General features: G+C 38.7%; 24 protein-coding genes. 15 read left to right on the top strand and 9 right to left on the bottom strand.

From position 1 onward, the window contains the following. Nucleotides 1-38 precede the first annotated feature (38 nt). From INT04_RS09040 to INT04_RS09030, 3 genes are all read right to left on the bottom strand, one after another. Nucleotides 39-908: a phosphoribulokinase gene (locus tag INT04_RS09040; RefSeq protein ID WP_193015809.1), complete on the bottom strand. Its 870-nt coding sequence runs from the start codon at nucleotides 906-908 to the stop codon at nucleotides 39-41. A 78-nt stretch (nucleotides 909-986) separates the two neighbouring features. Next, complete coding sequence (locus INT04_RS09035) at nucleotides 987-1208, bottom strand: YheU family protein (protein ID WP_193015808.1); 222 nt, start codon at nucleotides 1206-1208, stop codon at nucleotides 987-989. After that, on the bottom strand, nucleotides 1205-2185 hold the full coding sequence (locus tag INT04_RS09030; protein WP_193015807.1) for a hydrolase: 981 nt from the start codon (nucleotides 2183-2185) through the stop codon (nucleotides 1205-1207). The genes INT04_RS09035 and INT04_RS09030 overlap by 4 nt, the downstream gene beginning before the upstream one ends. Before the next feature lie 99 nt (nucleotides 2186-2284). Here INT04_RS09030 and INT04_RS09025 point away from each other — a divergent pair, with 99 nt between their 5' ends. The 3 genes from INT04_RS09025 to INT04_RS09015 all read left to right on the top strand — a co-directional run bounded on the left by INT04_RS09025 (nucleotide 2285) and on the right by INT04_RS09015 (nucleotide 6160). Further along, nucleotides 2285-2890, top strand: coding sequence for a LysE family translocator (locus tag INT04_RS09025; RefSeq protein WP_193015806.1), 606 nt, complete (start codon nucleotides 2285-2287; stop codon nucleotides 2888-2890). Between the two features lie 715 nt (nucleotides 2891-3605). Next, complete coding sequence (locus tag INT04_RS09020; protein WP_193015805.1) at nucleotides 3606-4466, top strand: SIS domain-containing protein; 861 nt, start codon at nucleotides 3606-3608, stop codon at nucleotides 4464-4466. A 149-nt stretch (nucleotides 4467-4615) separates the two neighbouring features. Beyond that, entirely contained in the window at nucleotides 4616-6160 is a 1545-nt protein-coding gene (locus tag INT04_RS09015; RefSeq protein ID WP_193015804.1) for a methyl-accepting chemotaxis protein, read from the top strand. A 68-nt stretch (nucleotides 6161-6228) separates the two neighbouring features. Here INT04_RS09015 and INT04_RS09010 read toward each other — a convergent pair whose 3' ends face one another. The 3 genes from INT04_RS09010 to INT04_RS09000 form a co-directional block, all read right to left on the bottom strand. Further along, complete coding sequence (locus tag INT04_RS09010; protein ID WP_193015803.1) at nucleotides 6229-7971, bottom strand: methyl-accepting chemotaxis protein; 1743 nt, start codon at nucleotides 7969-7971, stop codon at nucleotides 6229-6231. A gap of 535 nt (nucleotides 7972-8506) precedes the next feature. Beyond that, nucleotides 8507-10189, bottom strand: a complete 1683-nt coding sequence (locus tag INT04_RS09005; protein WP_193015802.1) for a methyl-accepting chemotaxis protein — start codon at nucleotides 10187-10189, stop codon at nucleotides 8507-8509. Nucleotides 10190-10520: 331 nt separating this feature from the next. Next, nucleotides 10521-12452, bottom strand: a complete 1932-nt coding sequence (locus tag INT04_RS09000; RefSeq protein WP_193015801.1) for an ABC transporter ATP-binding protein — start codon at nucleotides 12450-12452, stop codon at nucleotides 10521-10523. 121 nt (nucleotides 12453-12573) lie between these two features. Here INT04_RS09000 and kefG point away from each other — a divergent pair, with 121 nt between their 5' ends. From kefG to slyD, 4 genes are all read left to right on the top strand, one after another. Further along, nucleotides 12574-13125 (top strand): glutathione-regulated potassium-efflux system ancillary protein KefG, encoded by a 552-nt coding sequence (kefG, locus tag INT04_RS08995; RefSeq protein ID WP_193015800.1) that lies wholly within the window; start codon nucleotides 12574-12576, stop codon nucleotides 13123-13125. Beyond that, entirely contained in the window at nucleotides 13125-14987 is a 1863-nt protein-coding gene (kefB, locus tag INT04_RS08990; protein ID WP_193015799.1) for a glutathione-regulated potassium-efflux system protein KefB, read from the top strand. The genes kefG and kefB overlap by 1 nt, the downstream gene beginning before the upstream one ends. 4 nt (nucleotides 14988-14991) lie before the next feature. After that, nucleotides 14992-15195 carry a YheV family putative zinc ribbon protein gene (locus INT04_RS08985; protein WP_193015798.1) on the top strand — a complete coding sequence of 68 codons (204 nt, stop codon included), beginning with the start codon at nucleotides 14992-14994 and terminating at the stop codon, nucleotides 15193-15195. Nucleotides 15196-15284: 89 nt separating this feature from the next. Continuing rightward, nucleotides 15285-15896, top strand: a complete 612-nt coding sequence (gene slyD / locus INT04_RS08980; protein WP_193015797.1) for a peptidylprolyl isomerase — start codon at nucleotides 15285-15287, stop codon at nucleotides 15894-15896. A gap of 79 nt (nucleotides 15897-15975) precedes the next feature. On the opposite strand, the gene INT04_RS08975 is transcribed toward slyD, so the two are convergent. Further along, nucleotides 15976-16194: a SlyX family protein gene (locus INT04_RS08975; protein WP_193015796.1), complete on the bottom strand. Its 219-nt coding sequence runs from the start codon at nucleotides 16192-16194 to the stop codon at nucleotides 15976-15978. A gap of 334 nt (nucleotides 16195-16528) precedes the next feature. Between INT04_RS08975 and fkpA the strand changes: the two genes are divergently transcribed. Continuing rightward, nucleotides 16529-17278, top strand: coding sequence for an FKBP-type peptidyl-prolyl cis-trans isomerase (fkpA, locus tag INT04_RS08970; protein ID WP_193015795.1), 750 nt, complete (start codon nucleotides 16529-16531; stop codon nucleotides 17276-17278). Between the two features lie 94 nt (nucleotides 17279-17372). Here the strand turns inward: fkpA and INT04_RS08965 are convergent, their stop codons facing one another. Together INT04_RS08965 and INT04_RS08960 are read right to left on the bottom strand one after the other, a co-directional pair. Further along, on the bottom strand, nucleotides 17373-18254 hold the full coding sequence (locus tag INT04_RS08965) for a DMT family transporter (protein WP_193015794.1): 882 nt from the start codon (nucleotides 18252-18254) through the stop codon (nucleotides 17373-17375). 133 nt (nucleotides 18255-18387) lie between these two features. Continuing rightward, a complete protein-coding gene (locus INT04_RS08960; RefSeq protein WP_193015793.1) occupies nucleotides 18388-18546 on the bottom strand; it encodes a hypothetical protein in 159 nt (52 codons plus the stop codon). Nucleotides 18547-18891: 345 nt separating this feature from the next. Here INT04_RS08960 and INT04_RS08955 point away from each other — a divergent pair, with 345 nt between their 5' ends. The 7 genes from INT04_RS08955 (at nucleotide 18892) to fusA (ending at nucleotide 23961) form a co-directional block, all read left to right on the top strand. Continuing rightward, on the top strand, nucleotides 18892-19596 hold the full coding sequence (locus tag INT04_RS08955; RefSeq protein WP_193015792.1) for a transcriptional regulator: 705 nt from the start codon (nucleotides 18892-18894) through the stop codon (nucleotides 19594-19596). Nucleotides 19597-19605: 9 nt separating this feature from the next. Then, on the top strand, nucleotides 19606-20001 hold the full coding sequence (tusD, locus tag INT04_RS08950) for a sulfurtransferase complex subunit TusD (protein ID WP_193015791.1): 396 nt from the start codon (nucleotides 19606-19608) through the stop codon (nucleotides 19999-20001). Beyond that, the gene (tusC, locus tag INT04_RS08945) at nucleotides 20001-20369 is read left to right on the top strand and encodes a sulfurtransferase complex subunit TusC (protein ID WP_193015790.1); all 369 of its coding nucleotides are present in this window, start codon (nucleotides 20001-20003) and stop codon (nucleotides 20367-20369) included. The genes tusD and tusC overlap by 1 nt, the downstream gene beginning before the upstream one ends. Before the next feature lie 31 nt (nucleotides 20370-20400). Continuing rightward, nucleotides 20401-20694 (top strand): sulfurtransferase complex subunit TusB, encoded by a 294-nt coding sequence (gene tusB / locus INT04_RS08940; RefSeq protein ID WP_193015789.1) that lies wholly within the window; start codon nucleotides 20401-20403, stop codon nucleotides 20692-20694. Between the two features lie 127 nt (nucleotides 20695-20821). Next, entirely contained in the window at nucleotides 20822-21196 is a 375-nt protein-coding gene (rpsL, locus tag INT04_RS08935; protein ID WP_004236497.1) for a 30S ribosomal protein S12, read from the top strand. A 98-nt stretch (nucleotides 21197-21294) separates the two neighbouring features. Beyond that, nucleotides 21295-21765: a 30S ribosomal protein S7 gene (gene rpsG / locus INT04_RS08930; protein ID WP_004246897.1), complete on the top strand. Its 471-nt coding sequence runs from the start codon at nucleotides 21295-21297 to the stop codon at nucleotides 21763-21765. An 81-nt stretch (nucleotides 21766-21846) separates the two neighbouring features. Beyond that, on the top strand, nucleotides 21847-23961 hold the full coding sequence (fusA, locus tag INT04_RS08925) for an elongation factor G (protein WP_193015788.1): 2115 nt from the start codon (nucleotides 21847-21849) through the stop codon (nucleotides 23959-23961). Nucleotides 23962-24084: the final 123 nt, after the last annotated feature.

The raw sequence follows: 24084 nt of genomic DNA, 5'->3' as shown, positions 1-24084 counted from the left end.
ATGGGATATTATTTTTATAGAAATAAATTTTCTCTTGGTTAACTAATCTTTTCGCCATTTAATAGTTTTTTGACAAGCGGTGCCATAATTAACTCCATCGCTAATCCTAATTTCCCACCAGGTACTACAATAGTATTTATTGTTGACATAAATGAGCCATGTAACATGGCGAGTAAATAGGGAAAATCAATATCCGTTAAGCCTCGAAAGCGAATAACAATAAAGCTTTCATCCAGTGTAGGAATGGCTTTGGCTGAAAATGGATTTGAGGTATCAACGGTGGGTACACGTTGAAAGTTGATATGAGTGCGTGAAAATTGCGGAATAATGTAGTTAATATAGTCGTCCATTGAACGCACAACAGAATCTCTTACTGCTTCTTGTGAATGGCCTCGCTCTGTCGTGTCTCGGATGAGTTTCTGTATCCATTCAAGGTTGACAATAGGAACAACGCCGACTAATAAATCAACATGTTGTGCGACATTATGTTCACCCGCGACAACGCCCCCATGTAATCCTTCGTAAAAGAGAACATCCGTATTTGCGGGCAAGGGTTCCCATGGCGTAAATGTACCAGGTAATTGATTGTATGGTGTGGCTTCATCATAAGAGTGCAAGTATTTACGTGATTGGCCTTGCCCTGTCTCACTATAGTGGCTAAATGTCGAACTTAGCAGGCTAAAATCATTTGCTTCAGGGCCAAAATAACTAATATGTCGTCCTTGCTCTTTGGCTTTTCTTATCGCCATATCCATTTCAGGGCGGGTATAACGATGAAAGCTATCTCCATCAATTAACGCTGAATTGGCATTAACTTGTTGGAATATTTTACGAAAAGCTTGGCTTGTTGTGGTCGTTCCTGCACCACTTGAGCCTGTAACCGCGATGATAGGGTGCTTGATTGACATAGATTATCCTTTTGCAAAATAAGGTTGGCCCTTATTGGAGGTGGCCCTTATTGATAGCAAGATTTCGCTCTTGGGTGGCTAATCAGAACGAAATTGCGATGTAGGCATAATATTGACGCTCTCATGAAGTTCAGACCACACTAATACGGCCTCACCAGATTTGAGTTGTTTTTTTACATCGATGACTTTTTGTTCAAGTGTTTTTTCTTGAATACCATAATCAGTGCCTTCTCGTAAAACGAAATTTTCAATAAGATTGTCTAGTGTTTCTATGGAAAGCTCATTCCAAGGTATTATCATTTGGCTTTCTCCAAATAGGTGGTTAGCCAGTCAGGGATCCGACTTTCAAGCCACATAACGGGTTTAGAGAGCTTTCCGCTGACAAAACCCACATGGCCACCAAACTCTGTAAGTTGATATTCAATATTATTGGGTAACGTCGCAACATCAGGGATCACATCTGCAGACATAAAAGGATCATCTTTAGCATGAATGATCAGTGTCGTTTTCTTTATTTTATTTAATAAAGGTAACGCACTGCATTGACGATAATAATCAAGCGCATCTTTAAATCCATGAATTTTAGAGGTAATTAAATCGTCAAACTGACGTAATTTTTTAATGGATTTTATCGTCAGTAAACTAATTGGTAATGATTCCGGGTAACGAATAAGTTTTCGTGTCGCATTATTTTTTAGCTCCTTTAACAGATACCATTGATAAAAACGGGAAAAACCATGTTCAATTTTTGTCGAACAAGGTTCTAACATTAATGGTGCAGATACAATAACGGCCGCATCGACTACTGCGCTTTCGCCACTTTCAGCAAGATAATAAGCAAGCATATTTCCACCAAGAGAGTAGCCAACTGCCGCCGTGGGTTGTTCGCCAAATTCCTTTTTTAGCCAGTTTAAAAAGTAGCGAGCATCTTCTGTTTCACCTGAGTGATAGATACGCTTTTGTCTATTGGGTTCACCACTGCATCCTCTAAAATGCATAACTACACTTAACCAGCCTCTCTCTTTTGCTGCGGATAACATGCCGTGAACATAAGGACTGCTAAAGCTTCCTTCTAAGCCATGAAAAATCACTAAACGTGGCTTATTGAGCGCCATTTTCGGATCTTCACTCCATGCTAAATCGACAAAATCATTGTCAGGAAGGTTTAGTCGTTGCCAGTAAGGCGTTAATAGTGGCGTTCTACGCACTATTCTGGGTAAAAGCGTTTGTAAATGTGGATTTTTAGCCCAACGCATTGGATTAAAGTATTGAGACATATTTCCCGTCTATCAAAATGAATTAACACTTGTTTGCTAAATAACATACTGCTATTTTCGGTGAAAATAAAACATCTGTCACATCTTTGAGCCCTCACCATGACAATTAGCCTTATTTTTTCTTTAACTATTTTCCTATTTATTGCTGCAATTACGCCAGGCCCTAATAATTTATTACTCACCTCATCAGGCGCTAATGTAGGTTTTAAAGGCTCCTTGAAGCTGATGGCTGGCATTATACTGGGTATGCAATGTGTTTTATTAAGCTCCGCATTTGGTGTGGCTGCATTATTAATTATTTATCCTGCACTGCATATCGGATTAAAGATGGTGGGGAGCGTATACTTACTTTGGTTAGCTTGGAAAACAGCCACATCATCTTATCAGCGTTTAGATATTCCAGCAAAAACTCCCCAAGCAGTAAGTTGGTTTCAAGGTGGATTATTGCAATTCCTAAACCCCAAAGCATGGATGATGGGATTAGGTGCAGTGGGGAGCTTTAGTTTATCGGGGGATGCTTATTTTAATTCAGTTATCGCCATTAGTATTGTGATGATGATTGTGAATTTTGTTGTGGGTATTGTTTGGATTTTAGGTGGAAGTTTGATTAGCTTATTTCTACAAAGCAGGGGTTCTTGGTTTATATTTAATATTTCGATGGGGATATTAACGGCGCTTTGTGTCCCTTTAATCTGGATTGAGTAAACTAATAAAATAGGTATAAATCAATGGTTAACCTAATTTGTTTGATAAATATGATGTTTTTTTGAGTTTAGTCAAAATGATCTTTCTGGATGAGTGTCAAAAAAAGAGTATTTATCTCCCAAAAGGGAGATCTACGATCGCCTATTATCATTAAATTTTATGTTACAGTTTATCTTCATATAAAATGTTTATTGACGACGTATTTTTATCATCACGATATAACCATTAGTTTGTGAGTCTTTTAATTTATCTATCTTTATGTTTTAAAAATGAAAAATAATTCTTTTCTATGGGAATTATTTATTCCTTTTTACTTGTTGTAATTAAAGGTTTTTTTATTGTGTTAATGTTTTTACGTGTTTTATTTATTGTTATTAAGTTAATAGATATGTTTAAAAACGTAATTTTATTGAATATATATAGACTGATTTTATATCGTGCTATTGACTGGAAAGAATAAATTATTATTTAAAATTGGAAAAAAAATAATTAACTATTATAAAATGCAGGGATTAATGAGTAGAGAAAGAAATTATAGAATTATTATAAGAATAAGTATTTCAATAACAATATAACTATTTTTATAATTTATTGTTACTCATATTTTGTTTCTAATTGATTTTATTATAGATATCTAATTTTTTTAGGCATTAAGCTCTTTATTAAAAATTACTCCATATATCACTATATAGTACTCGAAGTGGATATTGTTATTATGCCAACATTAACGAAAATTGCTTGGATCAAACCGGGCATGGCTACAAACCAGCGTAAAATAGCCGATTATATTTTAGAAAACCCAGAGAAAACGGTGACACTTTCATCACAGCAACTTGCTGAAACAATGGGAGTAAGTCAATCGGCTATTGTGAAATTCAGTCAAAAAATAGGATTTAAAGGTTTTCCATCTTTGAAATTAGCGATAAGTGAAGAGTTAGGCCGAAAAAATGCTAGTCCAGGACAAAATCCGAACATATTACATAATCAAATTGGATCTGATGATAGCTTAGTCGTTATTGCACAAAAATTAGCTCAAGAGAAAAATAATTCAATTAGTGATACAACTCGCCAAATTAATTATCTTCATTTTGAAAAGGTTATTCAGCTTATTGATGAAGCCTTACGGGTTCAAATTATAGGGATTGGTGGTTCAGGATTAGTCGCAAGGGATTTAAGTTATAAATTACAAAAAATAGGGATCACTACATTGATTGAAACCGATCATCATGTACAAATTTCTGTTGCGCAAATGTTAAGTTCAAAAGATTTACAAATTGTGATTTCATATAGTGGAAAAAGAAAAGATATGTTAGTGGCGGCTTCAGTTGCTAAAAAACAAGGGGCAAAAATTATCGCCATAACGGGAGAGAAGCACTCGCCATTAGGCAGAATTGCCGATTATATATTAGAAACAATTGCGGATGAAGGGGAGTGGCGAAGTGCATCAATCTCTTCTCGTACTGCACAAAATACAATAACAGATCTTATTTTTATGGCGTTATTAAAGAAACGTGATGAATGTGCCAAGACATTAGTGTTAAGTTCTCAGGCATTAATTAATAGTCTGGATAATTAAAAATCTTGAACTGATTCAAAAATCTAATATTTAAATGTAGGTATTTTCACTTATTACTAAAGTTATTCTCCCAGAGGCCGAAACGATAGTTATTTAGGCAATCTTTTTTTGTTGAGATGTTTCAATTTCAATGTCGAGGAGAGTAACTAATGCGTAACAATCAACCGGTGACACAGCGAGAATACCCGGTATCTGAAAACGCAACACTGATGTCAACGACAGATCTTAATGGCAATATTATTTATGCCAATGAGGATTTCGTTGAGGCTAGTGGGTTTTCAGTCAAGGAACTTGTGGGGCAACCCCATAATATTGTCCGACACCCAGATATCCCTTCAGCGGTTTTTAAGGATATGTGGAAAACCTTAAAACAAGGAGAGGTTTGGACTGGGATCGTTAAAAACCGACGTAAAAATGGTGATCACTATTGGGTAAGGGCCAATATCACACCGATTATACGTCAAGGTAAAATTCAAAGTTTTATGTCTGTAAGGACTGCTGCACAAAAAGAGGAAATAGCACAAGCCTCGGCACTTTACGACGGATTTAATCAAGGTAAGTACCCATCACATACCTTTTTAAAAGGTGCCTTTGTTTATAAAGGGTGGCAACGCTGGCGTTCATGGAATCAAACCATTTCATTAAAAAAACGCCTTCGCCTTTTTATTTTATTGCCTCTCCCTTTTATGTTGTTAAGCGGGTGGTTTGCAGGCTTATCGGGTTATGCTCTTTTTCTACATGTTGTAATTTTACTGCTATTACTGATGATAAATGAGCGCGTTCTCTATTTTCAAATTGTCAAACCCATCATTCGATTAAATGAACAAGCTAATCGTGTCGCTACAGGAGATGAGCATAACGTTGCTTATCTTAATCGTATTGATGAAATTGGAATGACGCAACGTTCAGTTAATCAGTTAGGGCGCATGTTCCGTTGGTTAGTGAATGATGTAAGCCATCAAATCCATCAGGTGGATATCTCTTGTGATCAATTAGCCGCAGGTAATCGTGATTTATATGTAAGAACGGAACAAACGGCTAGTAATGTTGAAGCGACGGCGTCAACTATGAATGAGCTTACTACGGCGGTGAGTAGTAATAGTGAAACCGCAGGGCAAGCTAATAACCTTTCTAATATTACTTGTGATGCGGCGATAAAAGGCGGTAATGCAATGGATAATATCGCAAATACAATGAATGACATTGCTCAAAGTTCTGATCGTATCGGCAATATTATTGGGGTTATCGATAGTATTGCTTTTCAAACCAACATACTTGCACTCAATGCTTCGGTAGAAGCAGCAAGAGCGGGTGAACAAGGACGCGGTTTCTCTGTGGTTGCCACGGAGGTACGTAATTTAGCACAACGCAGTGCTGAAGCCGCAAAAGAGATCAAAACGTTGATTAGTGCCTCTAGTAGCAATATCAAAGTGGGTTCAAAACAAGTGAATGAAACAGTCAGCACCATGGAAGATATCGTTGTGCATGTTAAAAATGTGACTGATCTTATCGGGGAAATCAGCCTGGCTTCATCAGAGCAAAGTGCAGGTTTAAAAGAGTTAGGTCGAGCTGTTGAAAAATTGGAATCGATTACGCATGAGAATGCGAATTATGTTTCTAAAGCGTCAATGATTTCAGGTGAAATGAAAGTGCAAACTAATTATTTAGTCAGTGCTATTAATGTATTTCATTAAATTGTCATTGTTATCGAGGTAGTAAAAGAAAAAGACACCTACTGAAAAAGTGGTGTCTTTGCGTTTATTTAGAAGCTTGTCCAATCATCGTCTTCATCGTCATTGGCTGCCACTCCTTTGGCTAACTTCTTTTCTTTCACATCCTCTTTTGCAGTACTTTTTGCTTTATCGCTTTTTACGGATTGTAATTTTTCAGTGATGGGTTGTTTTTCAATGCTGTTATGCGGTGTTTTTTTAGCAAAATTTTCACTTTCTTCTGTTTTAAATTGCTCAACAATTTGTTCAAGATTACCGGCTTCTTCAGTTAATAAACTGGCAACGGCAGAAGATTGTTCAACCATAGTCGCATTTTGCTGAGTTGCTTTATCCATTTCTGTAACAGCAAGAGAAACTTGGGTAATGCCACGAGTTTGTTCCTCAGATGCTGATAAAATCTCAGTCATTGAGTCTTCAACGTGTTTTACGGAGGTCAGTATTTCCCCCATAGAAATACTGACCTGTTCAACGAGATCATTACCATGGCGAACACGACTAATTGAAGCATCAATTAACGCTTTAATTTCCTTGGCTGCTTCGGCACTGCGTTGTGCTAAATTACGTACCTCCGTGGCAACCACAGAGAAACCACGTCCTTGTTCACCGGCTCTTGCCGCTTCAACGGCGGCATTTAATGAGAGAATATTGGTTTGAAAAGCAATGCTATTGATAACCGCAGTGATCTCACCAATTTTTTGCGAGCTATCAGCAATATCCGTCATCGTTTTCACCATCCTATTTGTAACATCGCCTCCTTTACTGGCAATATTTGAGGTTTGGTTGATGAGGTGTGAGACTTCACGGGCACTTTCTGTATTATTTCTCACGGTTGCCGTGAGTTGTTCCATACTTGATGCTGTTTCTTCTAATGCGCTGGCTTGTTCTTCCGTACGGCAAGACAAATCTGTATTACCTGCTGATAATTCTTGAACACCAGTATAAATGTGATGACTTGTTCCTCGAATCGCATTCACAATTAATGATAGTTCAGTGCGCATATACTGAATACCTGCAATTAATTGGTCGATTTCATTATTACCCTTTACTGCGATATCTTTATTTTCGAGTAAGTTTCCTTGTGAAATTTCTGACATGTAATCAACAATTTGATTGATACGTAAAACAATATTTCGACGTATCCAAAGTACAACAAGGACAGTAAATAGAATAAAAACAAACATAAAAACAAACGCTAAAATTAACGTCCGTTCGTAATTCCCTTGCGCGGCCTCAATAGCATGGGTTACCACATTCTCGCTGAGATAATCCGTTGCTTCATAGAGAGATTGGGTAAAACGTTCATTAGTATTATGTGCATAAAGAGATTGAAATCCGTAGTAATCACGAATTTCTAAACATGAAACAAGTTGATCAAGATCGTAAAGCACTCGGTTAAAGAGCTTTTTCATGTTTTCTATTTTTTCAGGATCAAAATCGGAATTTTTAGCGGAAGTGAAATAATCTGTAATGATGCGGGTAATTTCTTGTTTTCGCTGGGGGTAAGTAGAGAGGAAATCTGTAATTCTATTTTCTGCAATATCAGGTGTGAGATGGGCTTCAAACATGACATTAAGCATATCTTCACGTAACTTATTTAATTCAGCATAACCATAATCCATCGTTTTTATCTGTTCAAAGCCATTCGCTAATTGTGAGATCCGTTTATTTGTTAAACTCGCATCACGGATACTCATTGCACCAGAAAAAAGCTGAATAGCGCAAAACAGTATTAAGATAAACATTAAGCCATTAGATATTTTTATTCGTTTCAGCATAGCCTTACCTATTAATTGATTTGTAGGACACAGAGCAAGGATCGATAAATATTCATCAATTAAACTTATTCGGCTTAATTTCTAAAAACTTTACCTTTTCTACTCTATTAATGGGTAAAGATGACTTATATTTCTTTTTTTAGCTTTAATAATCAGCTAATAGCTAAAATTCCTTAATGATTAATAGAAGGTGTGGTGAGTATATTATCTTACTCATTTTTTGTGTTTATTTATAAATATTAAGATTTAATAATGTTTTTACTGAATAATGAAGCGATTACAAGCGGTGTTTTATTTTTAGTTGTCGTTTTATTTTATGATAAGCAAAATAAATGTATTATTTTCATAAATACGCTTAAAGTTTCTTAAAATTCCCTTTTTTTCGTATGAAAAATGTTCGTTTTAAATACCCATGTATCGTGAGTTAAAAATACTCCCAGAAAATTACTGGGAGTAGGGTAGGTAGAGGCATTGTTCGATTGAATTGACGGTTTTCTACACTAAGTGCTCATTTTCTATTGTATGAGCGGCTTAATTAGAAATTTTCCCAATTATTATCTGTTTCATGGTTATGGTTTTTTATTGTTGGAGTTTTAATTATTTCTTTTTCTTTGGGTTTTGCAGAGAAGATTGGCAATTTAGTGGAAACAGGCTTTTCGTGTTCAACTTTAAATGTATTCACTATGGTATCTAGCATGCTTGCTTGCTCACTCAATGTGGCAGAAGCTGCTGTTGATTGTTCAACCATCGCTGCATTTTGTTGTGTTGCTTTATCCATCTCATTAACCGCAAGACTGATTTGTGCAATGCCACGAGTTTGTTCTTCTGATGCAGATAAAATCTCTTTCATTGAACCAGAGACATGATTGACGGAGGTAACAATCTCACCCATTGATAAGCTGACTTGTTCAACCAGATCATTACCTTGTCTAACACGTAATATGGTTGATTCAATAAGCTCTTTGATCTCTTTTGCTGCTTCGGCACTGCGCTGTGCCAAATTGCGTACTTCACTGGCAACCACAGAAAAACCACGTCCTTGTTCGCCCGCTCGTGCTGCTTCAACTGCGGCATTAAGGGCTAATATATTGGTTTGGAAAGCAATATCATCAATAACTGCGGTAATTTCACCAATCTTTTGTGAGCGATCGGCAATATCAGTCATTGTCATTACCATCTTATTACTGTGCTCGCCACCTTGAACGGCAATATCCGCAGTACTCATCACAAGCTCTGTCACTTCGCGGGCGCTGTCTGTGTTATTACGAATTGTGGCCGTCATTTGTTCCATGCTTGACGCGGTTTCTTCTAACGCACTAGCTTGTTCTTCTGTTCGACTTGATAAGTCATTATTGCTTGCCGCGATTTCTTGTACACCGGTATAAATAGTTGAACTACTATTTCGAATTGAGCTCACCATCTCTTTTAATTGAGCTCTCATCTGTTGTAAACCTAACATGAGTTGGTCAATCTCATTATTACCTGAAACATCACTATCAATGCGGCCAATTAAATCTCCGCTAGCAATTGCTTTTTGATAAGCAATCATTTGAGTGATACGCACAATAATATGTTTACGGATCCAAAAGAGAACTAATGTGGTGAAAACAAGGAAAATACCCATAAAAATAGACGAGATCCACAACATGCTGTGGTAGTTATTTTCTGCTTCAATAACGGATGGGTTAACGACTTCATCCGTAATAAAATCGGTAGCTTCATATAATGAATTAGTAAAGTTTGTATTTGCTGGGCTTTTTAAGATCAAGCGAACGGCATTGGTATTGCGTTCACTTAAATATTGCGCCAATAAATCAAGGTCAGCTCGGCTTTTTTGATAGAGCTGTTTGATGTGTGCCATACGTTGCTGATCAAAGCCTGTTTGAGCAGATAAATCGATATACTCAGTCATGAGCGCATCAACTTGTGCTTTACGTGCGGGCATAGTTTGCATAAATGCTGTGATATTTGCGTCTTCAGCCTTAGGGTCTGAAATATAACTAAATGCTTGTGCGATAATATCAGTACGTAGTGTATTTAACTCTGCATACGTATTATCCATTGTACGAAGTTGGTCGAAACTGTATGAAATTTGTTTGAGTTTATTCTGAGTCTGATAGGCATCGTGAATGCTTTGTACTCCAGAAATGACCTGAATAATACAAAACAGAGTCAGGACACACATTAAACCTTGAGAGATTTTAATTCGTTTTAACATAACCCTACCTATTAGCTTTGCCTTTTCGTTTGTAAGTGGGAGGTCCACTTAGCAGAATGATTAATTCGGCTGGAATGTTAAAAACTTTAGCGCGAAAGAATTTATTTCCCTTACTTAATATTAATCGTCAGAAAATGAATGTTAGCCTGTTATTTTTGCTGGGTTATTGTTAGATAGGGTGAGATTATATTTTGTGTAAATAGTGCTACTGTAAAATGATATAAATACCGTAAGTGAAATGAATTGTATAAATTTTAAGAATGAATGATTAATTAAAAAGAAAGGAACTATTTCACTTAAAACAGTTCCTTTATTAATGAATTGCGTATTATTACTGAGAATCAAATGCGTTTGTCATTTCTTCCAATGTTTCTTGTAATTCCATCCATTCCATTTCAACATCCTCAAGTGCTGATTTCGTGATACTTTGTCGACTTAAGCAATCAGAAAGCTCACTTTTACGGCTTATATCATAAATACCACTGTCAGACAGCGCCGTTTCAATTAAGGTAAGTTCTTGACTGAACTTGTCCATTTTACTTTCTAACGTCGCTAGCTTTTTACGTAAAGGTTGCGTTTGTTGTCTAAATTCGGCTTCTTTACGCTTTTGCTCTTTCTTATCTTGAGCGCTTAAATTTGTTGTTGCACTGTTGTCTTTGTCTTGCTGATTTTTATTTGCTTGAGTCTCTTGGCGATTTTGATCAACTAGCCATTGTTGGTAATCATCAAGGTCACCATCAAAAGGCTCAACTTGGCCATCATGAACAAGATAGAGATCATCAGTCGTTGAACGGAGTAAATGTCTATCATGCGATACGACAACGATCGCGCCTTCAAAGCTAATTAACGCCTGAGTGAGTGCTTGGCGCATATCTAAGTCAAGGTGGTTGGTCGGTTCATCCATTAACAGTAAGTTAGGGCGCTGCCAGACTAAGAGTGATAAGACTAAACGTGCTTTTTCACCCCCCGAAAACTGACCACATGCATCGGTAACTTTATCGCCATGGAAGCCAAAGCCGCCAAGGTAATCACGTAACTTTTGCTCAGTCTCTTTGGGTGCTAAACGAGTTAAATGCTGTAATGCAGATTCATCAGATCGTAAAAATTCTAATTGATGCTGTGCAAAGTAACCCAGCTTAATACCTTTTGATAGCGCCATTTTCCCTTGTAAGGGCTCAAGTTCGCCAGCAAGTAATTTAATCAGTGTCGATTTACCTGCACCATTACGCCCTAATAACCCAATACGTGAACCTGGAATTAGGTTGAGTTTAATCTCATTAAGAATGATTTTTTCACCATAGCCTGCACTCACTTTTTCCATCGAAAGCAGTGGGTTAGGTAAACTTTCAGGTTGGCGAAAACTAAATTGGAATGGATTATCAGAATGCGCAGGTGCAACACGTTCCATTCGTTCAAGCATTTTTACACGGCTTTGGGCTTGTTTAGCTTTAGTCGCTTTCGCTTTAAATCTGTCGATAAAACTTTGTAAATGTGCAATTTTTGATTGCTGGTTTTCAAACAACGCTTGTTGCTGAGCGAGTTTTGTTGCTCGTTGCATTTCAAACGAAGAGTAGTTACCTGAATATTCAAAGATTTTTTCTTGTTCGATATGCAAGATTTTATCCACGATCGGATCAAGGAAATCACGGTCATGGGAAATCAAAATTAAGGTGCCCGTATAGCTTTTTAGCCATTTTTCAAGCCAAATGACTGCATCTAAATCTAAGTGGTTGGTAGGCTCATCGAGTAAGAGTAAATCAGAGCGACAAATCAGCGCCTGCGCTAAGTTTAACCGCATTCTCCAGCCACCTGAAAATGATTTTACAGGTTCATTAAGTTGTTGTTGGCTAAAACCTAAACCATTGAGCAAGGTTGCTGCCCGAGATTGTATTGTCCATGCATTAATTGCATCTAACTGCCCATGAATAAGCGCAATTGCATGACCATCGTTTGTCTCGTTCGCTTTTTGTAATCGTTGTTCTAACTGGCGATATTCTCTATCACCATCAATAACATAATCAATTGCAGGTACATTAAGTGCAGGGGTTTCTTGGTTAACCCACGCCATTGACCATGTACTAGGATAGGTGACATTGCCGGCTTCAGCTTGAAGTTCACCTTTCAATAAAGAAAGTAAGGTAGTTTTACCACAGCCATTTTTACCGACTAGACCAATCTTTTGCCCTGGGTTAATGGTTGCACTGGCGTTGTCCAGTAACACTCTGATACCACGGCGAATTTGCAAAGAAGAAAAAACAATCATAAATATCGTCTATTAAGAGTATGTAAATTAATATATAGAGTAAGTTGTTCGTAACAGTAGGTCACAATGCGTGCATGGTAACGGAAAAAAGGGTTTCTGACACGTTTTGTAAGGAGGAATGATGTCAAACGCATCAAATGTATTACTGGTGTATGTTCATCCCGAGCCGCGCCAATCCATCGCCAATAAAGCGTTATTAAATGCGGTAAGGGATTTAGAGAATATAACTATTCATGATTTATATGCGACTTATCCTGATTTTTTTATTGATATACACCATGAGCAATCCTTGTTGTGTCAACATCAAGTCATTGTTTTTCAATTTCCATTACAAACATATAGCTGCCCTGCCTTATTAAAAGAATGGCAAGACAGAGTGTTAACTCGCCCTTTTGCCAACAAAAGCGGAAGGTCATATTTAAAAGGGAAAGCATTCCGCTGTGTTGTGACCACAGGTGAACCTGAATATGCTTACCAACATAACGGAAAGAATCACTACACACTCTCTGAATTATTGCGCCCTTTAGAGCTTATGGCAGAAATGTGTGGCATGCGTTGGTTATCCCCCATGATTGTGTATTCAGCAAGACAACAATCTAAAATGACATTGACACATATTGGAGAGGCTTATCGCTATTGGTTAAGTGCGCCACTTGAAGGAGAGCATACCTAATGGAAGATAACTGGATGATTAAAGCTGTGCTCTTTTTCCTGTGTGCTGCCGTGATTATGGTGCCGATTGCTCAACGCCTTAAAATTGGGGCGGTATTAGGGTATTTGATCGCGGGTATTGCCATTGGACCTTGGGGACTCGGATTATTTAAAGATATTGACAATATCTTACATTTTTCTGAATTAGGGGTGGTTTTTCTGATGTTCCTTATTGGCTTAGAGTTAAATCCAGCCAAGTTATGGGAATTAAGGCGCGCCATCTTTGGTGTCGGTTCAATGCAAGTGGTGTTCACCGCGTCTATTTTTTCAGGTCTTATTCTTGTTTTAACGTCTTTTTCATGGCAGGCGGCTGTGATTGGGGGGTTAGGTATTGCAATGTCTTCAACTGCAATGGCATTACAACTAATGAATGAGAAGGGAATGAATCATAATGAAGGTGGGCAGCTAGGATTTGCTGTTCTATTGTTTCAAGATATGGCGGTGATCCCTATTCTTGCCGTTATTCCTTTGTTGGCGGGTGAAACAGCAAGCAGTGATTGGTATCGAATTGGTTTAAAAGTGGTCTCTTTTGCTGCGTTATTGATTTGTGGACGCTATCTATTACGTCCTCTATTTCGTTTAGTTGTGAAATCAGGGGTAAGAGAAGTTTTTACCGCTGCTGCGTTATTAGTTGTGCTAGGTGCCGCTATTTTTATGGAAACATTAGGCTTCTCAATGGCAATGGGAACCTTTATTGCGGGTGTGTTATTAGCAGATTCAGAATATCGACATGAATTAGAGATCTCCATTGAGCCTTTTAAAGGCTTGTTATTGGGACTCTTTTTTATCTCTGTTGGTATGTCTTTAGATATCGGTATTTTATGGCGTTATTTACCTGAAGTTTTACTGGGTGTGCTTATTCTAGTGATTGTTAAGGCACTGATACTTTATGGTATTGCATGGTTAGCAGGATTACGTTTTTCTTCACGTTTACAATTTTCAGCAGTGCTAAGTCAAGGTGGAGAATTTGCTTTTGTTGTTTTCTCAACATCAATGGCAATGGGCGTGCTAGATAGTCAGCAGATGGCGTTATTGCTGGTGGTCGTCACACTTTCAATGATGACAACACCACTTGTGATGCAAATGACAGACGTTGTGTTATCTCACCGTTATAATGAGGCTAAAACAGACGAACAGCCTTTTGTTGAAAATAACCACCCTGAGGTCATTCTTGTTGGTTTTGGTCGAATGGGGCAGGTTGTAGGGCGTTTGTTGATGGCTAACAAGATTAACGTCACCGTATTAGAGCATGATGTGGGAAGCTTAAGCACTATGCGTAAATATGGTTATAAAGTTTATTATGGTGATGCTACTGATCTCAATTTATTACGTGCGGCGGGTGCGGAACACGCAAAAACGATTGTAATTACCAGTAATGAACCTGAAGCTTCAATGGAGATTGTGCATTTATGCCAGCGCCATTTCCCTCACTTGCATATTATCGCAAGAGCGAGAGGACGCGTTGAAGCGCATGAGTTACTAAAAGCAGGTGTAACTGATTTTAGCCGAGAAACGTTCTCTAGTGCTTTAGAATTAGGACGTAAGACGTTAATTGAATTAGGTATGCATCCTCATCAAGCTTATCGAGCACAACAGCATTTTCGTCGTCTAGATATGCAATTACTCAGAAAGCTGGTGGATGAATCACCTGAAGAAGTTTCTAATGTGTCTCGTGTCAAAGAGGCAAGGCGAGAATTAGAAGAGCTCTTTAGTGAAGAAATTCGTCAAGAACATCATCAGCCTGATATTTGGGATGAATCATTGACTGATGACATCCCTCAAACAAGTAAAGAAAAACGATCTATTGATAAACAGGAGAACTGACCCCATGTCTGCAACCCGTAAACGCTTTATCGCAGGCGCAGTGTGTCCACACTGTCAAGCTCAAGACACACTCAAAATGTGGCGTGAAGATAAAGTTGATATTGTGGAATGTGCTCAATGTGGCCATCAACAACGGCAAACAGAGGGGGCGGTTACTTCGCTTGTCCGTGAAAATGAACAGGTCATAGGGATCTTTACACCACAATAATTGTAGGTTTTTTTGATATAACCCGATACAGAAGATTTATTTTTCGTTACAATCGGGAAAATTTTGCCCACGGGTATGTAGGAGATGTCATGAAAGTAGCAAACGACTTGGTAGTTAGTCTGGCTTATCAAGTAAGATCAGAAGACGGTGTTTTAGTTGATGAGTCCACGGTGAGCGCACCGTTAGACTATCTGCATGGCCGTGGTTCTTTAATCAGTGGTTTAGAAAATGCATTAACAGGTCGCGAAGTCGGTGAGAAATTCGACGTAGAAGTTGCTTCTGATGATGCTTATGGCGAATATGACGAAAACTTAGTTCAACGCGTCCCAAAAGATGTTTTTGTTGGCGTTGATGAGTTAGAAGTCGGCATGCGTTTCCTTGCTGATACTGATCAAGGCCCAGTACCTGTAGAAATTACAGGTATTGAAGGTGATGAAGTTATCGTTGATGGTAACCACATGTTAGCAGGTCAAAATCTGAAGTTTCATGTTGAGATTGTTGCCATTCGTGAAGCGACTGAAGAAGAATTAGCACACGGTCACGTGCACGGTGAAGAAGAAGAGCATGAATGCTGCGGTGGTCACGGTCACGGTGAAGAAGGTGGATGCTGTGGCGGTGGTCATGGTCATGGCCATTCTCACGGTGAAGAAGGCGGATGTTGTGGCGGCGAAGGTCATGGCGGTTGTGGTTGCCAGCACTAATCTTTCTTTAAAAGATCAAAAGGAGCGTTTTAGCGCTCCTTTTTTGTTTTTCTGATTTCAATCAATATCAAATCATCACTTAATAGTGAGGAGGTGGTGTTTCATCCTCAGGCCTTGCAAGTATTGAAGATTGTGAGGTTTTTAGACGCTCAGTGACAATCTTTAATGCTTCTTTAAAGCGGCTAATTTCAATTTGTTGCTGTGTGACTACCTGATTTAACTCATCAATAGTCGCATCTTGAAAAGCAACTTTGCTTTCTAATTGAATGAGCAATTGCTCTATTTCCTTAATATCCATTGTATTTTCCCTCCTTTAAACTGTCTTATTACGATGGATGTGACTCACAAACTCGCGAAATTTAATCTTATTTACTGATATATACACAGGAAGACATAAATCTGGTTTGAGATAAAAGACTATTTTGTTAATGTGATAACACTCTGTGCTGACAAAAATCCTAACATTAACTGTTAAGGGTGTCGGCAAATTTTTTAAATTCATATAAAATTGCTACCCGCAGATGAGATCTATACCGCAACGACAGCAAGAAGTGGTGCAAAACGTTTTAGTGAAGATCTATGATGATCGTTTACAAAACGCAGCGACTCACTAACATATACTGGAGAATGGGATGAAATCTTTATTAAAAACGACGTTGCTGGCAACCAGTTTAGCCTTCGCATTCAGTGCACCTCATGCATTGGCTGAAGAAGCGGCTAAAGTGCCAACATTAAATAGCGCATTTAAAACTCAAAATGAGCAAAATGCCTATGCGTTAGGCGCGTCGATGGGTCGCTATATGGAAGCTGCATTACAAGAGCAAAAAAATATTGGTATTACTTTAGATTCTAAACAACTGCTAGCCGGTGTTCAGGATGCATTTAATAGTAAATCAAAATTATCAGACGCTGAAATTGAATTAACCTTAGCGGCTTTTGAAGATCAAGTCCGTACTGCTGCAACAGCAAAAATGGAAAAAGAAGCGACTGAGAACAAAACTGCGGGTGATAAATTCCGTACAGAGTTTGCCGCTGAAAAAGGTGTGGTAAAAACGAAATCAGGTTTACTGTATTTAGTTGAAAATCCAGGTAAAGGTAAAACACCAACAGATGCTGATCGTGTTACTGTAAACTATAAAGGCATGCTGATTGATGGTAAACAATTTGACAGTTCTTATGATCGTAATGAACCTCTGACAATTAGCCTGAAAAGCGTTATTCCAGGCTGGACTGAAGGGATGAAATACATCAAAGAAGGCGGTAAAATCAAGTTAGTTATTCCACCAGAATTAGGCTACGGACAACGTGCTACAAGTGGTATTCCAGCTAACTCAACATTAGTCTTTGAAGTTGAATTACTGAGTGTTGAAAGCGATAAGTAATTCACTTATCCCCCAATATCACTAAAAAAATGCTGACATTAATGTCAGCATTTTTATTTCTAATGTATAACTCATCATTTATTAACGCATAGCGTTAGTCTACGGTCTCTTCAACAATAATAGCTTTGGGCTTTTTAAAAACAAACAGTAAACCTACAATGATGGCTCCCATTCCAGCTAAACTCAGCCAAGACATCTTATTACCTAAGAAGATGTAGTCCATTAGTGCTGTTACACCAGGGACTAAATAAAATAAGCTAGTGACATTCACTAGATTACCGGTTGTGAGTAAGCGGTATAATAGCAATTGAGCAACAACAGAAATAATAATCGCAAGCCAAAGCACGGGAATAATAAAGCCAAAATCTAATGAAGCCTCAAAGGGCTGGAATGGTACAAATAATAAGCACAATATAAGACTGACAACATATTGTAGTGGTAAGGCATCCATGGGTGCTAATTGCAACTTTTTCTGTGAAATAGCCCCAAAACTCATGCAAAACAAGGCCACTAACGCATAGATCATTCCTGTTAGTGAAAGCGCAGTATTAAATAAACTTTGGGCAACCACTAAGACTAACCCAGCTAAAGCGATTAAAAGCCCTAACAATCGTGTCGCAGTAAAATGACGTTCAATGATCCATAACGTGATAATGGGTTGTACCCCCATTATTGTGGCTAACATTCCTGGTGTGATGCTATTAGCGAGTGCTAATAGATAACAAATAGAATAACCACCAATAATCAGTAAACCAACCCATGCAGTTTTTAAACGGCTTCCTTTCGGTGGTAAAAAACGATGACGTTGAAAACATAAAAAAGAAAGAAAGACTAACGCAATAATAAAACGCCAAGTTAAGATAGCAAATGAACTACCATTATCTAATCCCCAACGAGAAAAGATAGCACCGCTACTCCACAATAAAACGAATAGTGTCGTTGGACCAAATTTTGCCCAATATTGACGTAAATACATGACGATGTACCTGTAAAATAAGTAATAAAAATAGCGTGTTTATTTTTAGTCATCATTGGCTATTTGATAAAATATCAATGAATAAAAGCAATTATAGGTATGCGATTAAGCGTTATTAAGCCAAGTAAACAAATCAAGCAACATGAGTTGCAACAACAACCGTTGTATTGACGACAATCACTTTCACTGGCGGAGGTGGTGAAGAGAGAATTTCAATAGGTATAGAAGCAACAGAAATTAATCCCATTATTGATGAAGTTTGCTGAGATTGGCATATCATCAGTATATTCATAGAATTAATTGCTCGTTAAAATAATAATTATTTGAAATATAGGTAATCGCTTCAATAGTGTCAATCTTTATCCCTTCCATCATTAAATGGGAAATTTTCAAAAATAAAGAGAACATTGATACAAAAAGATAAAGAAAAATGAAAAAAGCTGTGACCTATCACAAAGCTCTTATTCTAAGTCACTTGACGTAGATCCTCTGACGATCTAACGTCAGAATCGTTCTTAATTTTGTGTTTATATTTAAATTTTTTTAATATTGAATTGATCCGCAATGACGAATCGTTATAAAAAATAGAACCTCAAGTCATTATCATAATTAAAGCCTTTAAGGATTATATAATCAAATGTCTAGCCCGTTATTTAATGGTGACAGCAGCGAGTTTGAAAAACTAGATAGCCGACCTTTTACTCAAACTGATCACGAAATATTGAAGTCCTATGAAGCTGCCGTTGATGGTTTGGCAATGCTCATTGGCAACCATTGCGAAATCGTATTGCACTCTCTGGAAGATTTGAAATGTTCAGCGGTTAAAATCGCCAATGGAGAACATACTGGTCGTAAGATTGGTTCTCCTATTACCGATTTAGCATTACAGATGTTACATGATATTACAGATGAAGATTCAAGTTTTTCAAAGGCTTACTTTACTAGAGCGAAAAGTGGTGCATTGATGAAATCAATCACGATTGCGATCCGTAATCGTGAACGTCGTGTCATTGGTTTGTTGTGCATCAATATGAACCTTGATGTTCCATTCTCAGAAATAATTAAAACCTTTATACCTGAAGAAACGCATGAAGTGGCTTCCGATGTTAACTTTGCCTCATCAGTTGATGATTTAGTGGCGCAAACATTGGAGTTCACGATTGAAGAAGTAAACAATGATCGTGAAGTTGCCAATAATGCGAAAAATAAACAAGTTGTATTAAATCTCTATGAGAAAGGTATTTTTGATATTAAAGATGCTATCAATCAGGTTGCTGATAGATTAAATATCTCAAAACATACTGTGTATCTCTATATTCGCCAGTTTAAAAATGGAGAATAAAACAACATTATGAGTTCCTTGACATATTGCTTGGTGGTAACAGGGCCTCATTATGGAACTGAACAAGCTTCAAGTGCCTATTTGTTTGCCAATGCTCTTATTGAAAAGGGGCATCAAATTGCACAAATTTTCTTCTATCGGGAAGGTGTGGTGAATGCGAACAAATGGGTTTCACCTGCAAGTGATGAGTTTGACCTTCCTAAAGCGTGGCTCACACTGGCAAAAAAATATCAGATACCTTTGCAAGTGTGTGTAGCGGCTGCGTTGCGTAGAGGAATAATTGATGCTCAACAAGCAAAAGAGCAGGGAATGGATAGCCATAATATGGCAACTGAATTTGAGTTAAGTGGGTTGGGAACACTGGCTCAAGCTATGTTGACGTGCTCTCGTGTGGTGCAATTTTAATGAAAAAAATGAATTCAGTCGCCTTTCTTTTTACGCAAGCACCCCATGGCAATAGTGCAGGGCGAGAAGGTTTGGATGCATTGCTCGCAACGTCAGCATTAACTGAAGATATTGGTGTTTTTTTTATCTCTGATGGGGTGTTTCAATTAATTGAAAATCAACAGCCTGAAGGTGTGCTATCTCGCCATCATGCTGCGACTTTTAAAGTCTTGCCCTTGTATGATGTAACAAACGTCTATATATCACAGACAGACATGGCTCATCGTGGATTATCCTCTCAAACTTCTTTTGTGTTGGATGCTCAAGTGATGTCTCATCAAGATATTGCTCAAAAATTGAGTGAATATGATGTGGTGTTGCGTTTTTAATTCATGAGTTAGTCGGGAAGGATGAACAGTAATGTTGTATACTTATTCTGTCTCTATTTACCAAAGTGATTTAGAGGCTTTTTTATCTTTGCTGACAAAACAAGATGACGTTTTGTTAATACAAGATGGTGTACTGGCAGTTCTTGAAGAGAATCCCTTATTAAAATATTGTCTTCAGCAGCAAATTTCTATTTACGCATTAATTGATGATGTTTTGGCAAGAGGCTTAAAAGATCAAGCATCTCATCATATTAAACTCATCAATTATCATGATTTTGTCGATTTAACGGTAAAACATCCCCAACAAATTCACTGGGGAGCGTAGAATTGCTGTATAATTCTTGACACATGAGCCCGTCAGCAATAAAATTCTGCGTCCTCATGTTTTGTCTTGTTGACAAGACAGAGTTCAAATCCGTGTTTACGAAGCAAAAACCAGGAGCTTTTTTTAAATGGCAACTATTAACCAGCTGGTGCGCAAATCTCGTAGCTCGAAAGTTGTTAAAAGCAACGTTCCAGCTCTGGAAGCTTGCCCGCAAAAACGTGGCGTATGTACTCGTGTATATACTACCACTCCAAAAAAACCAAACTCAGCACTGCGTAAAGTATGTCGTGTGCGTTTGACTAACGGTTTCGAAGTATCATCCTACATCGGTGGTGAAGGCCACAACTTGCAGGAGCACTCCGTAATCTTAATCCGTGGTGGTCGTGTTAAAGACTTACCAGGTGTGCGTTACCACACTGTTCGCGGCGCGCTGGACTGTTCCGGTGTTAAAGACCGTAAACAAGCTCGTTCTAAGTACGGTGTGAAGAAGCCAAAGGCTTAATGGTTCTCCGTTAAGTAAGGCCAAACATTTTTTCACTATTAATGTCAAAATAAACTCATTGAGTTTTGGACAACCCTGAATTTAAACGGAGTATTTCCATGCCACGTCGTCGTGTAATTGGTCAACGTAAAATTCTGCCAGATCCTAAGTTCGGATCAGAACTGCTGGCCAAATTTGTAAACATTCTGATGGTAGACGGTAAAAAATCTACTGCAGAATCTATCGTATATAATGCGCTTGAGACCCTGGCTCAGCGTTCAGGCAAAACTGAACTGGAAGCGTTCGAAATCGCATTAGATAACGTACGTCCTACTGTGGAAGTTAAATCCCGCCGTGTTGGTGGTTCAACTTACCAGGTTCCAGTTGAAGTACGTCCGGTTCGTCGTAATGCATTAGCAATGCGTTGGATTGTTGAAGCTGCTCGTAAACGCGGTGATAAATCCATGGCTCTTCGCCTGGCAAATGAATTATCTGATGCGGCTGAAAACAAAGGCGCTGCTGTTAAGAAACGTGAAGACGTTCACCGTATGGCAGATGCAAACAAGGCGTTCGCACACTACCGTTGGTAATCCAATAAGTATTGTCGCAACTCTTTTCAGGACAGCTATGCTGTCCTTTACCTGAATTGAACGCCCACGAGAGAGGAAAAAATGGCTCGTCAAACCCCCATAGCACGCTACCGTAATATCGGTATCAGTGCGCACATCGATGCCGGTAAAACCACTACAAGTGAACGTATTCTGTTTTATACCGGTGTAAACCATAAAATTGGTGAAACTCACGAAGGTTCAGCAACAATGGACTGGATGGAGCAGGAGCAGGAACGTGGTATTACTATCACATCCGCAGCAACTACTGCATTCTGGTCTGGCATGGCCAAACAGTTTGAGCCTCACCGTGTAAACATCATCGACACCCCAGGTCACGTTGACTTCACAATCGAAGTAGAACGTTCTATGCGTGTTCTTGATGGCGCGGTTATGGTTTACTGTGCAGTTGGTGGTGTTCAGCCTCAGTCAGAGACAGTATGGCGCCAGGCTAACAAATATCATGTACCACGTATCGCGTTCGTTAACAAAATGGACCGTATGGGTGCAAACTACCTGCGTGTTGTTGAACAAATCAAAACACGTCTGGCAGCAACTCCAGTTCCTCTGCAAATTCCAGTAGGCGCTGAAGAGCATTTCACCGGTGTTGTTGATTTAGTTAAAATGAAAGCAATCCGTTGGAGTGAAGAAGACCAAGGTGTTACTTTCGAATACGAAGACATTCCAGCAGATCTGCAAGATTTAGCTGAAGAATGGCACAACAACCTGGTTGAATCAGCAGCTGAAGCATCAGAAGAGCTGATGGACAAATATCTGGGCGGCGAAGAACTGACAGAAGCAGAAATTAAATTTGCACTGCGTAAACGCGTTCTAGAAAATGAAATTATCCTGGTGACCTGTGGTTCTGCATTTAAGAACAAAGGTGTTCAGGCAATGCTGGATGCGGTAATTGAATACCTGCCAGCACCAACAGATGTACCTGCAATTAAAGGTATGTTACCAGATGGTAAAGATACCCCAGCAGAACGTCATTCAAGCGACGAAGAGCCATTCTCTGCACTGGCATTCAAAATCGCAACTGACCCATTTGTTGGTAACTTAACATTCTTCCGTGTCTACTCAGGTGTTGTAAACTCTGGTGACACAGTTCTGAACCCGGTTAAAGACAGAAAAGAACGTTTTGGCCGTATTGTTCAGATGCATGCTAACAAGCGTGAAGAAATTAAAGAAGTTCGTGCGGGCGACATCGCTGCTGCTATCGGTCTGAAAGACGTGACTACAGGTGATACTTTGTGTGCAATTGACGCACCAATCATCTTAGAACGTATGGAATTCCCAGAGCCAGTAATCTCTGTTGCTATCGAACCTAAGACTAAAGTTGACCAAGAAAAAATGGGTATCGCTCTGAACCGTCTGGCTCAGGAAGATCCATCTTTCCGCGTATCAAGCGACGAAGAAACTGGTCAAACTATCATTGCTGGTATGGGCGAACTGCACTTAGACGTGTTAGTTGACCGTATGCGTCGTGAATTTAAAGTTGAAGCGAACGTAGGTAAACCACAGGTTGCTTACCGTGAAACTATTCGTGATACAGTAACTGATATCGAAGGTAAGCACGCAAAACAATCTGGTGGTCGTGGTCAGTATGGTCATGTCATTATTGACCTGTCTCCATTACCAGCAGGTGGTGAGCAAAACTATATATTTATCAACGATATCGTTGGTGGTGTAATTCCTAAAGAATTCATCCCAGCTGTTGATAAAGGTATTCAAGAACAGCTGAAATCTGGTCCATTAGCAGGTTATCCTGTTGTGGATATTCAGGCTCGTTTACATTATGGTTCTTACCATGATGTTGACTCCTCAGAAATCGCGTTTAAAATTGCCGCATCAATGGCATTTAAAGACGGCTTCATGAAAGCTAAGCCAATTCTGCTTGAGCCAGTCATGAAAGTTGAGATTGAAACGCCAGAAGATTACATGGGCGACGTTATCGGTGACTTAAACCGTCGTCGTGGTATGGTTGAAGGTATGGACGATCTGCCTACCGGTAAGATCATCCGTGCTCAAGTACCACTGGCTGAGATGTTCGGTTATGCAACTGACCTGCGTTCACAAACTCAGGGTCGTGCTTCATACTCTATGGAGTTCTTGAAGTACAACGAAGCGCCTAGCAACGTCGCTCAGGCTATTATCGAAGCTCGTAAAGCGAAATAAGATCCTTTCGAGTTCAATTTAGTTTACGCTCCCTCTGCTAGAGGGAGCGATATTAAGGAATATAGTCGTGTCTAAAGAAAAATTTGAACGTTCAAAACCGCACGTTAACGTTGGTACTATCGG

The sequence above is a fragment of the Proteus sp. FME41 genome, assembly GCF_014897315.1.
In the GTDB taxonomy this organism is placed as follows: Bacteria; Pseudomonadota; Gammaproteobacteria; order Enterobacterales; family Enterobacteriaceae; genus Proteus.
This window is presented reverse-complemented; position numbering and strand designations above follow the sequence as displayed.

What these genes read in the sequence shown, in the direction of transcription:
- INT04_RS09040 (WP_193015809.1), bottom strand. Translation starts at nt 908, where the DNA reads ATGTCAATCAAGCACCCTATCATCGCGGTTACAGGCTCAAGTGGTGCA.
- INT04_RS09035 (WP_193015808.1), bottom strand. Translation starts at nt 1,208, where the DNA reads ATGATAATACCTTGGAATGAGCTTTCCATAGAAACACTAGACAATCTT.
- INT04_RS09030 (WP_193015807.1), bottom strand. Translation starts at nt 2,185, where the DNA reads ATGTCTCAATACTTTAATCCAATGCGTTGGGCTAAAAATCCACATTTA.
- INT04_RS09025 (WP_193015806.1), top strand. Translation starts at nt 2,285, where the DNA reads ATGACAATTAGCCTTATTTTTTCTTTAACTATTTTCCTATTTATTGCT.
- INT04_RS09020 (WP_193015805.1), top strand. Translation starts at nt 3,606, where the DNA reads ATGCCAACATTAACGAAAATTGCTTGGATCAAACCGGGCATGGCTACA.
- INT04_RS09015 (WP_193015804.1), top strand. Translation starts at nt 4,616, where the DNA reads ATGCGTAACAATCAACCGGTGACACAGCGAGAATACCCGGTATCTGAA.
- INT04_RS09010 (WP_193015803.1), bottom strand. Translation starts at nt 7,971, where the DNA reads ATGCTGAAACGAATAAAAATATCTAATGGCTTAATGTTTATCTTAATA.
- INT04_RS09005 (WP_193015802.1), bottom strand. Translation starts at nt 10,189, where the DNA reads ATGTTAAAACGAATTAAAATCTCTCAAGGTTTAATGTGTGTCCTGACT.
- INT04_RS09000 (WP_193015801.1), bottom strand. Translation starts at nt 12,452, where the DNA reads ATGATTGTTTTTTCTTCTTTGCAAATTCGCCGTGGTATCAGAGTGTTA.
- kefG (WP_193015800.1), top strand. Translation starts at nt 12,574, where the DNA reads ATGTCAAACGCATCAAATGTATTACTGGTGTATGTTCATCCCGAGCCG.
- kefB (WP_193015799.1), top strand. Translation starts at nt 13,125, where the DNA reads ATGGAAGATAACTGGATGATTAAAGCTGTGCTCTTTTTCCTGTGTGCT.
- INT04_RS08985 (WP_193015798.1), top strand. Translation starts at nt 14,992, where the DNA reads ATGTCTGCAACCCGTAAACGCTTTATCGCAGGCGCAGTGTGTCCACAC.
- slyD (WP_193015797.1), top strand. Translation starts at nt 15,285, where the DNA reads ATGAAAGTAGCAAACGACTTGGTAGTTAGTCTGGCTTATCAAGTAAGA.
- INT04_RS08975 (WP_193015796.1), bottom strand. Translation starts at nt 16,194, where the DNA reads ATGGATATTAAGGAAATAGAGCAATTGCTCATTCAATTAGAAAGCAAA.
- fkpA (WP_193015795.1), top strand. Translation starts at nt 16,529, where the DNA reads ATGAAATCTTTATTAAAAACGACGTTGCTGGCAACCAGTTTAGCCTTC.
- INT04_RS08965 (WP_193015794.1), bottom strand. Translation starts at nt 18,254, where the DNA reads ATGTATTTACGTCAATATTGGGCAAAATTTGGTCCAACGACACTATTC.
- INT04_RS08960 (WP_193015793.1), bottom strand. Translation starts at nt 18,546, where the DNA reads ATGAATATACTGATGATATGCCAATCTCAGCAAACTTCATCAATAATG.
- INT04_RS08955 (WP_193015792.1), top strand. Translation starts at nt 18,892, where the DNA reads ATGTCTAGCCCGTTATTTAATGGTGACAGCAGCGAGTTTGAAAAACTA.
- tusD (WP_193015791.1), top strand. Translation starts at nt 19,606, where the DNA reads ATGAGTTCCTTGACATATTGCTTGGTGGTAACAGGGCCTCATTATGGA.
- tusC (WP_193015790.1), top strand. Translation starts at nt 20,001, where the DNA reads ATGAAAAAAATGAATTCAGTCGCCTTTCTTTTTACGCAAGCACCCCAT.
- tusB (WP_193015789.1), top strand. Translation starts at nt 20,401, where the DNA reads ATGTTGTATACTTATTCTGTCTCTATTTACCAAAGTGATTTAGAGGCT.
- rpsL (WP_004236497.1), top strand. Translation starts at nt 20,822, where the DNA reads ATGGCAACTATTAACCAGCTGGTGCGCAAATCTCGTAGCTCGAAAGTT.
- rpsG (WP_004246897.1), top strand. Translation starts at nt 21,295, where the DNA reads ATGCCACGTCGTCGTGTAATTGGTCAACGTAAAATTCTGCCAGATCCT.
- fusA (WP_193015788.1), top strand. Translation starts at nt 21,847, where the DNA reads ATGGCTCGTCAAACCCCCATAGCACGCTACCGTAATATCGGTATCAGT.